The sequence below is a fragment of the Enterobacter sp. RHBSTW-00994 genome, from assembly GCF_013782625.1.
Classification (GTDB): Bacteria; Pseudomonadota; Gammaproteobacteria; order Enterobacterales; family Enterobacteriaceae; genus Enterobacter.
The window spans coordinates 1,893,677-1,907,027 of record NZ_CP056199.1; the positions used below are offsets into that span (position 1 = coordinate 1,893,677).

At 50.4% G+C, this 13,351-nt stretch carries 17 protein-coding genes; 8 read left to right on the plus strand and 9 right to left on the minus strand.

All coding sequences use genetic code 11. From position 1 onward, the window contains the following. Positions 1–235 precede the first annotated feature (235 nt). Complete coding sequence (locus tag HV346_RS09040) at positions 236–484, plus strand: GlsB/YeaQ/YmgE family stress response membrane protein (protein WP_181623164.1); 249 nt, start codon at positions 236–238, stop codon at positions 482–484. A gap of 129 nt (positions 485–613) precedes the next feature. On the opposite strand, the gene HV346_RS09045 is transcribed toward HV346_RS09040, so the two are convergent. Both HV346_RS09045 and HV346_RS09050 read right to left on the minus strand, forming a co-directional pair. After that, entirely contained in the window at positions 614–712 is a 99-nt protein-coding gene (locus tag HV346_RS09045) for a YoaK family small membrane protein (RefSeq protein WP_049003319.1), read from the minus strand. A gap of 45 nt (positions 713–757) precedes the next feature. After that, positions 758–1,786 carry a sensor domain-containing diguanylate cyclase gene (locus HV346_RS09050; RefSeq protein WP_181623733.1) on the minus strand — a complete coding sequence of 343 codons (1,029 nt, stop codon included), beginning with the start codon at positions 1,784–1,786 and terminating at the stop codon, positions 758–760. 321 nt (positions 1,787–2,107) lie between these two features. Between HV346_RS09050 and HV346_RS09055 the strand changes: the two genes are divergently transcribed. After that, positions 2,108–2,356, plus strand: a complete 249-nt coding sequence (locus HV346_RS09055; protein ID WP_181623734.1) for a DUF333 domain-containing protein — start codon at positions 2,108–2,110, stop codon at positions 2,354–2,356. A 78-nt stretch (positions 2,357–2,434) separates the two neighbouring features. After that, positions 2,435–2,740 carry a hypothetical protein gene (locus HV346_RS09060; protein ID WP_181623165.1) on the plus strand — a complete coding sequence of 102 codons (306 nt, stop codon included), beginning with the start codon at positions 2,435–2,437 and terminating at the stop codon, positions 2,738–2,740. Here HV346_RS09060 and HV346_RS09065 read toward each other — a convergent pair. Continuing rightward, on the minus strand, positions 2,733–3,086 hold the full coding sequence (locus HV346_RS09065) for a DUF488 domain-containing protein (RefSeq protein ID WP_181623166.1): 354 nt from the start codon (positions 3,084–3,086) through the stop codon (positions 2,733–2,735). The two genes, HV346_RS09060 and HV346_RS09065, sit on opposite strands and share 8 nt — an antisense overlap. Beyond that, positions 3,073–3,576: a DUF523 domain-containing protein gene (locus HV346_RS09070; RefSeq protein ID WP_181623167.1), complete on the minus strand. Its 504-nt coding sequence runs from the start codon at positions 3,574–3,576 to the stop codon at positions 3,073–3,075. Before HV346_RS09070 ends, HV346_RS09065 begins: the two co-directional genes overlap by 14 nt. Before the next feature lie 156 nt (positions 3,577–3,732). On the opposite strand from HV346_RS09070, the gene HV346_RS09075 reads away from it, so the two are divergent. Then, complete coding sequence (locus tag HV346_RS09075) at positions 3,733–4,440, plus strand: CTP synthase (RefSeq protein WP_181623168.1); 708 nt, start codon at positions 3,733–3,735, stop codon at positions 4,438–4,440. Positions 4,441–4,472: 32 nt separating this feature from the next. On the opposite strand, the gene HV346_RS09080 is transcribed toward HV346_RS09075, so the two are convergent. Continuing rightward, a complete protein-coding gene (locus HV346_RS09080; protein ID WP_181623169.1) occupies positions 4,473–5,660 on the minus strand; it encodes a CynX/NimT family MFS transporter in 1,188 nt (395 codons plus the stop codon). 99 nt (positions 5,661–5,759) lie between these two features. On the opposite strand from HV346_RS09080, the gene HV346_RS09085 reads away from it, so the two are divergent. Continuing rightward, a complete protein-coding gene (locus HV346_RS09085; protein ID WP_181623170.1) occupies positions 5,760–6,551 on the plus strand; it encodes a helix-turn-helix transcriptional regulator in 792 nt (263 codons plus the stop codon). On the opposite strand, the gene HV346_RS09090 is transcribed toward HV346_RS09085, so the two are convergent. Continuing rightward, on the minus strand, positions 6,535–6,981 hold the full coding sequence (locus tag HV346_RS09090; RefSeq protein ID WP_181623171.1) for a DUF441 domain-containing protein: 447 nt from the start codon (positions 6,979–6,981) through the stop codon (positions 6,535–6,537). The genes HV346_RS09085 and HV346_RS09090 overlap by 17 nt on opposite strands. 149 nt (positions 6,982–7,130) lie before the next feature. Here HV346_RS09090 and yoaI point away from each other — a divergent pair, with 149 nt between their 5' ends. Next, complete coding sequence (gene yoaI, locus HV346_RS23400; RefSeq protein WP_249415135.1) at positions 7,131–7,235, plus strand: small membrane protein YoaI; 105 nt, start codon at positions 7,131–7,133, stop codon at positions 7,233–7,235. A gap of 21 nt (positions 7,236–7,256) precedes the next feature. On the opposite strand, the gene HV346_RS09095 is transcribed toward yoaI, so the two are convergent. Beyond that, entirely contained in the window at positions 7,257–7,757 is a 501-nt protein-coding gene (locus HV346_RS09095; RefSeq protein WP_181623172.1) for a YbaK/prolyl-tRNA synthetase associated domain-containing protein, read from the minus strand. 164 nt (positions 7,758–7,921) lie between these two features. Between HV346_RS09095 and HV346_RS09100 the strand changes: the two genes are divergently transcribed. Beyond that, positions 7,922–8,818 carry a diguanylate cyclase gene (locus HV346_RS09100; protein ID WP_181623173.1) on the plus strand — a complete coding sequence of 299 codons (897 nt, stop codon included), beginning with the start codon at positions 7,922–7,924 and terminating at the stop codon, positions 8,816–8,818. A gap of 35 nt (positions 8,819–8,853) precedes the next feature. Here the strand turns inward: HV346_RS09100 and HV346_RS09105 are convergent, their stop codons facing one another. Next, positions 8,854–10,137 carry a YeaH/YhbH family protein gene (locus HV346_RS09105; protein ID WP_181623174.1) on the minus strand — a complete coding sequence of 428 codons (1,284 nt, stop codon included), beginning with the start codon at positions 10,135–10,137 and terminating at the stop codon, positions 8,854–8,856. Between the two features lie 71 nt (positions 10,138–10,208). After that, the gene (gene yeaG, locus HV346_RS09110; protein ID WP_154125124.1) at positions 10,209–12,143 is read right to left on the minus strand and encodes a protein kinase YeaG; all 1,935 of its coding nucleotides are present in this window, start codon (positions 12,141–12,143) and stop codon (positions 10,209–10,211) included. Between the two features lie 433 nt (positions 12,144–12,576). On the opposite strand from yeaG, the gene HV346_RS09115 reads away from it, so the two are divergent. Continuing rightward, a complete protein-coding gene (locus tag HV346_RS09115; RefSeq protein WP_181623175.1) occupies positions 12,577–13,323 on the plus strand; it encodes a MipA/OmpV family protein in 747 nt (248 codons plus the stop codon). Positions 13,324–13,351 lie beyond the last annotated feature (28 nt).

Consider the following 13,351-nt stretch of genomic DNA (forward strand, 5'->3'; position numbering starts at 1 on the left):
TGAGCAATGTCGTACTAAATACCTGAGCGTTTAACTCAACTATTCAGTGTTGAGAACAATAATCTTTCTCAACAAAAGATGCAACCCCGCATTTCATGTGGAAAGCCATTTTTTTCAGCCAGAAACTGCGTCAGGTCATTTTGTGATGTATATCACAAATCATCTTTTGCTCATCTTGTGCTATCCTTTCCTGTGTTGTTGATTTAATGACAAAAACCATACAGAGAGGAAAGCTATGGGAATCATATCCTGGATTATCTTTGGGTTAATAGCGGGTATTCTGGCTAAGTGGATCATGCCGGGCAAGGATGGTGGCGGATTCTTCGTGACCGTCATTCTGGGGATTGTCGGTGCGGTCGTTGGCGGCTGGATCAGCACCTTCTTCGGTTTTGGCAAGGTCGATGGTTTCAATATCGGCAGCTTTGCTGTTGCGGTGATTGGCGCGCTGGTACTTCTGTTTATTTACAGAAAGATCAAAAGCTAAATCTGATATGCGTTGAAAAAGGCTGCCTGATGGCGGCCTTTTTACCTTCAGGCACTACCACCAGCCTAATTGCGCTCCCGCAACGGCCACGATCGCAATGATCAACATAATGATGGTTGTTTTTCTCATTTATGCCCCCGGAGCGGCGTATCCGCCGACGAAAAACCACGTTAAAAAAACCACTGCCGTTATGAAAATAACGACCGGGAAGAGTATTCCAATTCTCATGCCATCACCTGTGTCGGTTTACGTAACATTGCAGAGTGTACGGGCTTAATCCATTGTGAGAAAGCGCGTTTTATTTTTTCCTTTTTTATCCTGATACATCGCCACATCCGCAGCGCGTAATGCGCTGTCTGCATCCGTCTGGGTAGGATCGACTTCAATGACGCCGAGGCTTGCTCCGGGATAAAAAATATGGACGTTTCCCAGACAGTATTCGCCTGCGATACGGGCGCTGATACGCGTTTTGAGCAGGCTGATCTGGCTCTTTTCTCCATCATTCTCGTTGTGGCTCAGACACGCGACCAGAAACTCATCGCCCCCCAGACGGCCGATAATATCGTCCTCAGTCTGTTCCTGAGTGAGTCGCTTCCCCACCTCAATCAAAAACTGGTCGCCGGCTTCGTGCCCGTGGAGATCGTTAATCAGTTTAAAATCATCAAGGTCGATAAATGCGATGATGGCATTTCGTTTCAAATGCTTCGCGAGGGAGAACAAGGTTGCGAGATGTTCAAATATCGCCCGGCGATTCGGTAATCCGGTAAGCGCATCGGTATAGGAGTGCGCGACGAGTGCAGCATTGGCTTCACGAAGCTGGGCCACCAAAGACTCTTTTTGAATGTACTGCGCAATTAATCCGGCGAAAAGCCTCAGAACCTGTTCACCGCGTTCGCTAAGCTCTTGCTTCTGCGTACTGGTTGCACAAAGTGTGCCGTAGAGTGAGCCATCAGCAAGGTGAATGGGAATGCTCATATAAGTCGTGATTCCCAGTGCTTTGGCTGCGTCGCAGTCCGCCCAGCGTTCAGCCACCTCGTTACTGAAAAAACTGCTGCTATCAATTGCGCGTTTGCACAGTGTGTCGCCCCAGGGAACGCTGAGTCCCTCCGGGATCTGCATTTGCTTGCTGTTGCGGGCATACAAAATATGCTGCAATCGCGCATTGATATCGACTTTCGTCAGGTAGGTTGACTCCATATCGGTCACAATCTCCAGCATTTCCAGTAACTGACGTACCAGGCTTTCGAGGGATTGTTCAGTGGCGAGAGTTTCTGAAACACGGGCAAGAATAATATCCGACATGACGTAGGTGGACTCCCATGCAGAAGACGTCTGTATCTGCATGTTATGCTGAAATTTTCGACTCTTGCCATAGTAAAACATGAATATTAAAAATTTTATATATCTTAAATAGGGGTGGGCTGCAGGAGAGAGAGGGGAGAAAAAGGCCCCGTTGTTGAGACCGGGGCAAAGACATCTTGATTACGGAATGATGTTCTCAGGTCATTGCGAGAACCAGCTCACTATAGAGTTGAAAAGTGCAGGTTTAATGGAGAAATCATGGAGAAAGCCGTGACGACTCGTTACTCTTACGTTTTCAGTTTGTTTAAAAAGGTCAAAGAGATGAGATCCCTGTTGCTGATGCTGGCATTTCCGCTAGCGGCGTGTACGACAACAACGCCACCCGATGCGCCGAAACCTCCACAAATCGGGATGGCCAATCCTGCCTCAGTTTACTGCTTGCAGAAGGGCGGAGAGCAGATCCCGGTGCAAAGTCCGCAGGGGGTTCGTACCGAGTGCAAATTGCCTGGTGGTGAGGTTATTGAGGAATGGGATCTCTATCGTCGGGATCATCCAACACCGGCCAGGTGACAGAGGTATGTTGACTGCGATACACTTCTCTTTAGGATTATTCTTAGCCCCTGCGGCTGCATTCAGTGCGAGAGAAGTATGTTTCAGCTAAAACCGGGTAGCCTGGCAATGGTTATTGGCGCCCGTACGGCAGCAGGCCGTCGTAATATCGGTAAATCTGTAGAGCTGTTTGCGCTTTGCCAGCCGGGTGTACAATTTGTAAACCCGGTCAATGGGATCATGACGCAATTACCCGCCACCGCGGATCGCGCGCTTTGGCTTGTGACGGGAGATGTTTACGCGTTTGATAACCAACTGGGTTTTGCCTTTGTGCGACCAGAACATCTGATGCCACTTTCTCCGGATAGTGCGCCGCACATGCTGGATGAACTGATGCTCAACTGAGCTCGAGGTGGCGCAGCCAGTCGGCTAATACCAGCGCATGGTTCTGTTTGGTATTTTTCGCGCCATAGAGCAGCGTCAGGGGCTGTTTTTTGCTGAGTTCGACAAGACGCAGGCCTTCATCCTTATGTTGTGCCAGCTCTTCGCGATATTGCTTGCTGAAAGCAGCAAAATCAATTACCTCACCGTGGAAGGCTTTGCGTAACGCGTCTGACGGCGTTAGCGTTTTACACCACTCATCACTGTTGAGATCGGTTTTTTTCATTCCTCGTGGCCAAAGTCTGTCCACCAGCACCCGGTAGCCATCCTCTTTACTTGCCTGCTCGTAAACACGTTTACACTGAATCATTGTCCCTCTCCTCAACCCAGGCGATAAGTTCTGCCAATTGGTTATCTGAAAATACCTGAATTCCATTTTTTTGCAGTAGTGCTGCGGCAACCCCCATTCCGGCCTGACGCTGACCGCTAAACGTGCCACTGTAAATTTCCTGGCTTCCGCAGGTTGGACTTCCGTCTGTCAGTATTGCCGCACAACATCCTGCCTCTTGCGCCGCACGTAATGCCAGCCAGGCGGCAAGCTGATAGTGTGCTGTGACATCATGACCGTCACTTTCCAGTATACGGGCGCGACCCTGCATCACGTCATACCCTGTGCCATCCACGATCTCGGCGGGCAAACGAGGAATGGAAAGCCCTGCCGCCAGTTCCGGGCAGTGTGTGACCAGGCGATGCTCATTTTGCCAACGTCTGAGCGTCTCCTCAAGGTGCGCTTTCTCGCTGCCGTTATAACGAACTTTGTGGCCCATCAGGCAGGCACTGACCAGAATTTTCGATTTCATGACGTCATTATCGGTTCGTAGTAAAGGAAGATACGCTATCACACTATAGCTCTCGGTATTTTTCCACCCAATTTAAGGTATTGTGATAATTGCAAAAGATCGGTAGTCTGAGGTTCCTTATGTTATCTGATAATACTCTGGCATAAGGACCCTTTCATGGAACTCTCCCCGGTTAAAAATACACTGCGCATTGCGTTGGTCGGCGATTACAATCCTGCTGTGATTGCGCATCAGGCTATTCCCCTGGCTATCGATGATGCCGCTGCGGTACTGGAACTCACGGCCGATTATGACTGGCTTGCCACTCCGGATTTGACCAGCCCTGAAGATTTAGTGGGGTACGATGCCATCTGGCTGGTTCCCGCAAGCCCGTATAAAAATGCAGACGCGGCGTTCATTGCTGCTCGTTATGCCCGTGAAAATAGCATTCCTTTTCTTGGAACATGCGGAGGGTTCCAGCATGCGTTAATTGAATACGCACGTAATGTACTGGGCTGGAGTGATGCCGCTCATGCTGAGACGGACACTGAAGGCACGATGGTGATTGCGCCATTAGCCTGCTCGCTGGTGGAAAAAAAGGATGCAATTGAACTGCGGGACAACACGCTGATTGCCAAAGCGTATGGCAAATCAGAGATTGAAGAGGGGTATCACTGCAATTATGGCGTTTCACCTGAATTTGCTCAGGCGCTGGAAAGTGGTGATATGCGCGTGACCGGATGGGATGAGCAGGGCGACATTCGGGCTGTCGAGTTGGTTACGCACCCGTTCTTTGTTATTACGCTGTTCCAGCATGAACGTGCCGCGTTGGATGGGCGTCCGGTTGTGCTGGCGCAGGCAATGCTACGCGCCGCTCGCGGATAAAAAAAGGCAGGCCAAATGGTCTGCCTTTTTGCTTAGCGGGGGGTGATCTCCCGGTCACGCCCGGCAAGTACCCCGCAGACCGCCATCACCACAGAGGCGAGTGCACACGCCAGCAACGGAATGCGCCAGTCGCCAGTGGTATCGTGAATTTTCCCCATCAGAGGCGGTCCACAAGCAGCCAGAAGATAGCCGATGGATTGCGCCATGCCGGAGAGGGCTGCGGCCTGGTGTGCTGAGCTGGCACGGAGTCCGATAAACGTCAGACCCAGGATCATGGTTGCGCCAGAGCCGAAACCAAACAGCAGCGTCCACAGCACTGCCTGGGAAGGAATAAACCAGAAACCCGCAGCGCTTACCGCACACATCATCGCAACCAACCCGGCGATACCGCGCTGATCTTTCAAACGATGGAGGATCAATGGAACAGCAAGACCTGGCGCGGCAGTGGCGAGTTGCAATAAGCCATGCATGGAACCCGCCTGCGTTTCGCTATAACCGTGGCTGAGCAATATGGCCGGAAGCCAGCCGATAATCACATAGTAAATCAGCGAGTTAATACCCAAAAACAACGTCACCTGCCAGGCAAGGGCAGAGCGCCAGATGGCGTGATTGTGAAGAGTACCGGCTCCGGTCACGGATGCGACTGGCGTCTGACGCCACTGCGGAAGCCAAAGCAGCAAAGCCAACAACGGGAATACCATCAGCATTAACAGTGCGCCATGCCAGCCTCCATTTCCCTGTGCCAGCGGAACAATCAGTGCCGAACCCAGCGCCGCAGAGGCCCCCATTGTCAGGGAGTACGCGCCCGTGAGTTTTGCCACCTGGCCTGGGAAGTCTCGTTTGATAAGCCCTGGCAGCAGCACGTTTCCGAGAGCAATACCGCAACCGATGACTGCCGTACCGCCAAACAGTAGCGCGGGCGAGGGCATCGAACGAATACCAATACCGATGCAAATCAGTAGCAAAGCGATAAAGAGACTGCGTTCCATGCCAATCTTGCGCGCGAGCCCGGCGGCGAGCGGCGAAACTAACGCAAAGGCCAGGAGGGGAAGGGTGGTGAGCAGGCCGGTTTGTGCTGTGGTGAGCCCATAATCAAGGCGGATCATATCGAGCAACGGCGCTGCACCCGTGAAGGTGACGCGCAACGTTGTGGCAATCAGCAGGATGCCTGTAATCAGCAGCATCCCGTGTTTCCCTAAAGTACGAATGGCAGTAGTCATTTTTTTCTCTTACGTCGAAGCAAGCGCACACAATACCGATTTTCACGACTGTTGAAATCAAGCTAAAATGACAGTTTATCGCTAATATCGGACAACTTAATGATTGGTCTGGGACTTGACGGCTACGATCCTGATAGCCAGCACGATGCTGCCGTGGCGTTTCGTATTCGTGTTGTCGAAGACGAACAACGCATCCCTCTGCACCAGCATCGAAAAGGGCAATTAATCCTGGCTCTTCGGGGCGCTATCACTTGTGAAGTTGAAAATGCAATGTGGATGGTTCCACCGCAGTATGCGGTGTGGATCCCAAGCCAGGTTGCACACAGTAATAAAGCCACACCAAGTGCCCAGCTCTGCTTTCTCTTTATTGAACCCAACACTGTTGCGTTGCCCGATCGCTGTTGTACCTTAAAAATCTCCCCGCTGGTTCGGGAACTGATTTTGTCTCTGGCAACGAAAACGCGTGAGCAACTGCTGTTACCTGCCACATCGCGTCTGGTTGAAGCTCTTTTTGACGAATTACCGCAGCAGCCTCAGGAACAGTTGCAGTTGCCAGTATCTGCTCATCCTAAAATTCGTCTGATGAGCGAAACCATGGCCCAAGAGCCTGCGGCATGGCAGACGTTAACTCAGTGGGCGCACCATTTTGCGATGAGTGAACGCAACCTGGCGAGGCTGGTCGTGAAAGAGACCGGGCTGAGCTTTCGCCGCTGGCGGCATCAGTTACAGTTAATTCTGGCGCTGCAATTATTGATCAGTGGCAAATCTGTGCAGCAAACGGCGCAATCACTGGGCTACGACTCAACCACGGCGTTTATCACGATGTTCAGAAAAGGGCTGGGACAGACGCCCGCTCGTTACATCACAAGCCTTTCTACGACTTCCCAATAAACAGAGACACCAGCCCGGCCGCAATTAACGGACCAACCGGAACACCACGGAACAAGGCTACACCGAGTACGGTCCCTACCAGTAATCCCGCCACTAATGATGGCTGTGAACTCATCAATGTGACACCCCGCCCGCCAAGCCAGGAGACAAAAATACCGACGACGATGGCAACCAGCGATTTCCAGTTAACAAAGGAGTGGAGTAGCGTTGACGCTGGTAATGTGCCGCTGGCAATCGGCGCCATTACACCAATCGTCAAAATGATGATCCCGACGGTCAGACCCTGTTTTTCGATCCAGGGGAAAAAAGTATTGAGCGGTGTGACGCGCACAATAATCAGCACCAGTATGGATACGGCGACGGTCGTGTTATGGCTGATAAAGCCCAGTGCGGCCAGCCCCATTAGAACCAGCAGGGTAGGGTCAAACATGATTCATCCTTGCCAAAAAAAAGTAAGCCTGCTTACTGTACGCGTAAAAACTTTTGTAAGCAGGCTTTTATAAAAATATCTTTTGGCTGTCATTTAGCTGTCATGCCTGGGGGATAAAAAGGGCTAAATAAGGCAGAAGGAGATACATCATGAACGATCAAATGTTTCTTGAAACGCTGTTTATCTCGTCATCTTTCTTTACGATCGCAATCATTCTGGTGGCATCGGTCATTTTTCTGGAGAAACATGGCTGACCGCGCCACATATTATGAGCCTCAGACTTTTCTGAAGGTGACCAGCTCAGGCCGGGCGATACGCAGGTAGTCATGGGTGTCCATAATGACGGACTTTTCCAGCAAACCGGCGTTAAACGCGATCTCGTCAAAACGCTCGAACAGCAGTGGGTCGGCAACCAGCGTGAGATCAGGGTGAAAGCTAAAAGGCGGAATCGCGCCAAATACACAGGCAGTCAGGTTATCGACTTCTACCGGGCTCGCAAGTGAGGCTTTGAGACCACCAAAATGGCTGGCAAGTTGCGCCAGATCAGCGTGTTGATCGGCTGCAAGGATTGCCAGAATGTGTTTTTTAACGCCGTTTCCCTTTACTTTGCACACCAGCGCTTTTGCCCCTTGTCCCAGGTCAGTTCCTCGAATTTCACTCACTGCTTCACATTTACCGACAGGCTCATGCTCCACAACACGGTATTTTGCCCGTTGAGCAGTTAACAGTGAAATTAATTGCTGGTGGGTTGCTGTCCCTCTTATTTCTTCAGACATGACGTTCATTACCTGTGGGAGATTAAGTCAGCCTTCTACAGTACCACATATTATTTCTCCGATGTGCTGTTGCAGCATCAAGGTTATATACGCCCTGCTGACAAATATAGAGATACCGTTTGTTATTATTCTGAACAGTTATTAACTCATTAGCAGGAGCGCTTATGAACAGAAAGTTCAGGGAAATTGACGCAACCCTTCGGGGATTGAATTATTCCACAGATGCCCATTTTAAATGGTTAGTGACCATACTGCGGTTTGTTGCTAACCGGGATGTTGAGCTACCAGAGATCACCCATGATGATGCTCATCATCGCTGTGAGTTTGGGCTGTGGCTAAATAATCAATTACAGGATGAGCAAAACGACAGTCATTATCTGCTCGATATTTCAGCAAAGCACCATCAGGTGCATCAGACGTGTCGACAAATCATGGCGTCTATTGAGCGACAAGAGGAGTGTCCGGCCTCGTACGATGCGTTTGAAGTTGCGCTGCTGGCATTCACTGAATCGCTTTCTCATTATAAGGCACATTTACTCCAGCTCCGCACGAGCTACGATGCGTTGACGGGGCTTCCCTTGCGCCGGATTCTGGACGAATCGTTTGATCGACTTAATGCCGGGGCAGAAGAGAGAGGACTGTATCTGCTGTTGCTCGATATCGATCATTTCAAAAAGGTGAATGACAATTACGGTCATCTGACCGGTGATGCCGTGTTGCGTTCTTTGGCGCTGCATCTTGAGGATAATGTTCGTCGCTCTGAGTCGGCGTACCGTTACGGAGGTGAAGAATTTATCATTCTTCTTCGGGCGAATAACGACCGTGAAGCCGCCGCTGCTGCAGAACGTCTGCGGCACATTATTGCTGACGCTGAAACCGTCTTTGGCGGGCATACTATCCGCATCACCTTTACCTCTGGATTGACGCGGGTCCATCGCGGTGAGCCATTGCGCGAAGTGTTGGAAAGAGCAGATATGGCGCTATACAGAGGTAAACATGGAGGGCGAAATTGCACCATGCTTATTAACCGGAATCTGGATTGTATTAATGTCAGCACGTAAATAAATGGCCAGCGGGTTATCCGCTGGCCATTGAGTCAGGCGTTACTGGTGGTTGATTGCTTGTGAAACAGCTCTCGGAATACCGGATAAATATCATCCTGATCGCGGATGTGCTGCATCGCAAAGTTATCGAACATGGACTGCAGATGCTCATATTCACGCCAAAGCGTCTGATGTGCCCGACGGGTTATTTCGATATAGCTGTAATAACGCACCACGGGCAAAATTTTCTTCGCCAGAATTTCATGACACAGCGGTGAGTCATCAGCCCAGTTATCACCATCCGAGGCTTGCGCTGCATAGATGTTCCACTGCGCGGGATCGTAGCGTTCTTTCACCACATCATCCATCAGCTTCAGCGCGCTCGATACAATCGTTCCTCCGGTCTCTTGCGAGTAGAAGAACTCGTGCTCATCCACCTCTTTCGCCTGCGTGTGATGGCGAATATAGACAACTTCTACGTTCTTATAGGTTCTGCTTAAAAACAGATAAAGCAGGATATAAAAACGCTTGGCCATGTCTTTGGTGGCCTGGTCCATGGAGCCCGACACATCCATCAGACAGAACATGACCGCCTGGCTTGAAGGTTCAGGGCGTTTTTCGTAGTTTTTATAGCGCAGGTCGAACGTGTCGATAAACGGGACTCGCTCGATTTTTGCGCGCAGTTCGGCAATCTCTTTACGCAGGCGCTCCTCTTCCAGTAACTGCGCAGGTTCCGTGTTTTCAACCGTTTTGAGACTGGTTTCCAGTTCACGTAACTCACGGCGTTTACCGGCCGTCATTGCTGTGCGTCGTGCCAGTGAATTTTGTAATGAACGCACGACACTAATATTTGCAGGTACGCCATTGGCGGTATAACCCGCACGGTGGGTTTTATACTCGTTCAACTGGCGATGTTGATTCTTTTTGAGATTGGGTAAGGCCAGATCTTCAAAGAGCAGATCGAGATATTCGTCTTTTGAAATCTGAAAGACGAACTCATCCTGACCTTCACCGTCCTGGCCTGCCTGCCCTTGACCACTTCCCGAACCGCCTCCGCCCCCTTGTGGACGCTCGATTCTGTCGTTCTGAACGAAGTGATCATTACCGGGATGGACACGATGGCGAAGCCCGCCACGCCCCTGATGGAACATCGGTTCGCTGATATCATCCGTCGGGATAGAGACGGATTCACCGCTATCGACGTCAGTCACCGAACGCTTGTTGATGGCTTCGGAGATCGACTGTTTAATTTGCGCTTTATAACGTCGCAAGAAGCGCTGGCGGTTCACCGTGCTCTTGTTTTTGCCGTTAAGACGCCGGTCAATAAACCAGGTCATATGCCCCCCGTACTGCCAACTATTTGCAGATGTTGTCAGCCCGGCGAGTATCGCGTCGCCGGGCATATGTTTTACGACGATTTACGGACACGCAGATACCATTCGCAGAGCAGGCGAACCTGTTTGCGGGTGTATCCTTTCTCCATCATCCGGTCGACAAAATCGTCATGTTTTTTCTGCTCATCGGTTGAGGTCTTGGCATTAAACGAAATGACCGGCAACAACTCTTCGGTGTTAGAGAACATTTTCTTCTCAATGACCGTGCGCAGTTTTTCGTAGCTGGTCCAGTTCGGATTCCGCCCGCTGTTGTGCGCTCTGGCACGCAGCACGAAGTTCACAATCTCATTACGGAAATCTTTCGGGTTACTGATCCCGGCGGGTTTCTCAATTTTTTCCAGCTCGGCGTTCAGTGATTCCCGGTCAAACAACTGACCCGTATCTGGGTCGCGATACTCTTGATCCTGGATCCAGAAATCTGCATAGGTGACGTAACGGTCAAAAATGTTCTGCCCGTATTCAGAATAGGACTCCAGATATGCTGTCTGGATCTCTTTGCCGATGAACTCAGCATATTTCGGGATCAGATAGCCTTTGAGGAATTCAAGATAACGCTCTGCTTGCTCTTGCGGGAATTGTTCGCGCTCAATTTGCTGTTCCAGGACGTAGAACAGATGAACGGGGTTTGCGGCCACTTCAGCATGGTCGAAGTTAAATACGCGGGAGAGAATTTTAAAGGCAAAACGGGTGGAGAGACCATTCATCCCTTCATCAACCCCAGCGTAATCCCGATACTCCTGATAGGACTTCGCTTTCGGATCGGTATCTTTCAGGCTTTCACCATCATAGACACGCATTTTAGAGTAGATGCTGGAGTTTTCCGGTTCTTTCAGGCGCGACAGAATGGAGAATCGCGACAAAGTTTCCAGCGTGCCTGGGGCACACGGCGCATGTACCAGTTCACTGTGATTAAGCAGTTTCTCGTAAATTTTGATCTCTTCGGAGATCCGCAGGCAATAAGGCACTTTGACGATATACACGCGGTCAAGGAACGCCTCATTGTTTTTGTTATTACGGAACGTGACCCACTCTGATTCGTTTGAGTGCGCCAGAATAATACCGTTAAACGGCAGGGCTGAAATACCTTCGGTCCCGTTGTAGTTCCCTTCCTGGGTCGCTGTCAGCAGGGGATGCAGCACTTTAATCGGTGCTTTAAACATCTCGACAAATTCCATTACACCCTGGTTCGCGCGGCAGAGAGCACCGGAATAGCCATAGGCATCCGGGTCGTTTTGTGCGTGGTGTTCAAGTTTACGGATATCAACTTTACCCACCAACGCTGAGATATCCTGGTTGTTCTCGTCGCCAGGTTCTGTTTTGGCGATAGCAATCTGTTCCAGAATGGACGGCCATACTTTGACAACGCGGAATTTGGTGATATCTCCGCCGAACTCATGCAGACGTTTTGCTGCCCATGGCGACATAATTGTGCCGAGGTAGCGATGTGGAATGCCAAATTCTTTGTCCAGAATCTGCGCATCTTCCTGCGGATTAAACAGGCACAGTGGATGATCGTTCACTGGACTGCGTTCACCATTCGCGCTCAGCACATAGATAGGTACGCGTTGCATCAGCGCCTTAAGCCGTTCTGCCAGTGAGGATTTACCGCCACCTACCGGACCGAGTAAATACAGGATCTGTTTCTTCTCTTCCAGCCCCTGTGCGGCATGTTTCAGGTAGGAGACAATCTGTTCTATGGCATCTTCCATGCCATAGAACTCTTCAAACGCGGGATATCGGGCGACGACCCGATTCGAAAAAAGACGGGAGAGCCGTGGCTCCAGGGCAGTATCAACCATGTTTGGCTCACCAATAGCCATCAATAGCCGTTCTGCCGCATTGGCATAGGCACTGCGATCTTGCCGACAAATGGTAAGAAACTCCTGCAGTGTGAACTCTTCGTCCTTGGCAGCTTCATAGCGCTGGCGATAGTGATCGAATATATTCATGGCATGCCGTCCTTTCGTTTTTTAGCACAGGATAAGAGCCGTTCGTATAAGTAATGGAGGCTCCCGGAAGAAAGTTTCTCGCCTCTCACTCTCCAGTGCAGCAACCTGTGTGCCAGGTCAGACGCTGGAAACCGCTGGGCGTTCAGGAAAATTTCTTCTTACGTTAAAGCGTAGATGGCATTTGCAAAACTTGCATGCCAGGAAAATCTAATTTCAATGACATATCAATAACTCATCAAAAAATTTCCACCTTTGTTATAAGGCAAAAGTGTCGCTTTCATTTCGTCGTCACATAAATGAAAGCTGCTGGTCATCTGAAAAGTTGAAATTAAGGGGTTAATCAAACGCATTAGCAGGCAAAAAATTTTGGGATGTACGGGAAGGGCAGGTACACTTCACCCGCTGATTATTTGACTACAGGAAAGAATGGATTGTGACCAAACTCAAACTTCTGGCATTGGGCGTCCTTGTTGCCACCTCTGTAAGTACTGCAAATGCAGCCGACCAATGGTCTGTTGGTGCGGGTGTAGGTGTGATCAATAGCCCTTACAAGCAGTATGATCGCGATGTGTATCCGGTTCCGGTTGTCACCTATGAAGGCGATAACTTCTGGTTCCGTGGCCTGGGTGGCGGCTACTATCTGTGGAACGATCAGGCGGATAAGCTCTCCATTATGGCGTACTACGATCCTATGCACTTCAAACCTGGCGACAGTGACAGTACCCCACTGCGCCGTCTCGACAAGCGTAAGAGCACGATGATGGCAGGTCTGTCGTACGTGCATAACACCCAATATGGCTTCCTGCGTACCGCGCTGGCGGGCGACACGCTGGACAACAACAACGGCTTTATCTGGGATCTTGCCTGGCTTTATCGCTACACCAATGGCGGTCTGACTTTGACCCCGGGTATTGGTGTGCAATACAGCAGTGAGAACTATAACGACTACTATTATGGTGTTTCCAAAAACGAATCCCGCCGCAGTGGTCTTAAGACCTACGGTGCTGATGACGGCTGGGATCCGTACCTGGAGCTTACCGCGAGCTATAATTTCCTCGGCGACTGGAGCGTATACGGCACAGGCCGCTATGTGCGTCTTAGCGATGAAGTGAAAGATAGCCCGATGGTGGACAAATCCTGGTCAGGTATCTTCTCAGTCGGTGTTAGCTACAAATTCTGATTGTGCATTATTACAGTGCATTCTATGC

Coding starts and splice junctions, on each gene's coding strand:
- HV346_RS09040 (WP_181623164.1), top strand. CDS start 236: ATGGGAATCATATCCTGGATTATCTTTGGGTTAATAGCGGGTATTCTG.
- HV346_RS09045 (WP_049003319.1), bottom strand. CDS start 712: ATGAGAATTGGAATACTCTTCCCGGTCGTTATTTTCATAACGGCAGTG.
- HV346_RS09050 (WP_181623733.1), bottom strand. CDS start 1,786: ATGTCGGATATTATTCTTGCCCGTGTTTCAGAAACTCTCGCCACTGAA.
- HV346_RS09055 (WP_181623734.1), top strand. CDS start 2,108: ATGAGATCCCTGTTGCTGATGCTGGCATTTCCGCTAGCGGCGTGTACG.
- HV346_RS09060 (WP_181623165.1), top strand. CDS start 2,435: ATGTTTCAGCTAAAACCGGGTAGCCTGGCAATGGTTATTGGCGCCCGT.
- HV346_RS09065 (WP_181623166.1), bottom strand. CDS start 3,086: ATGATTCAGTGTAAACGTGTTTACGAGCAGGCAAGTAAAGAGGATGGC.
- HV346_RS09070 (WP_181623167.1), bottom strand. CDS start 3,576: ATGAAATCGAAAATTCTGGTCAGTGCCTGCCTGATGGGCCACAAAGTT.
- HV346_RS09075 (WP_181623168.1), top strand. CDS start 3,733: ATGGAACTCTCCCCGGTTAAAAATACACTGCGCATTGCGTTGGTCGGC.
- HV346_RS09080 (WP_181623169.1), bottom strand. CDS start 5,660: ATGACTACTGCCATTCGTACTTTAGGGAAACACGGGATGCTGCTGATT.
- HV346_RS09085 (WP_181623170.1), top strand. CDS start 5,760: ATGATTGGTCTGGGACTTGACGGCTACGATCCTGATAGCCAGCACGAT.
- HV346_RS09090 (WP_181623171.1), bottom strand. CDS start 6,981: ATGTTTGACCCTACCCTGCTGGTTCTAATGGGGCTGGCCGCACTGGGC.
- yoaI (WP_249415135.1), top strand. CDS start 7,131: ATGAACGATCAAATGTTTCTTGAAACGCTGTTTATCTCGTCATCTTTC.
- HV346_RS09095 (WP_181623172.1), bottom strand. CDS start 7,757: ATGTCTGAAGAAATAAGAGGGACAGCAACCCACCAGCAATTAATTTCA.
- HV346_RS09100 (WP_181623173.1), top strand. CDS start 7,922: ATGAACAGAAAGTTCAGGGAAATTGACGCAACCCTTCGGGGATTGAAT.
- HV346_RS09105 (WP_181623174.1), bottom strand. CDS start 10,137: ATGACCTGGTTTATTGACCGGCGTCTTAACGGCAAAAACAAGAGCACG.
- yeaG (WP_154125124.1), bottom strand. CDS start 12,143: ATGAATATATTCGATCACTATCGCCAGCGCTATGAAGCTGCCAAGGAC.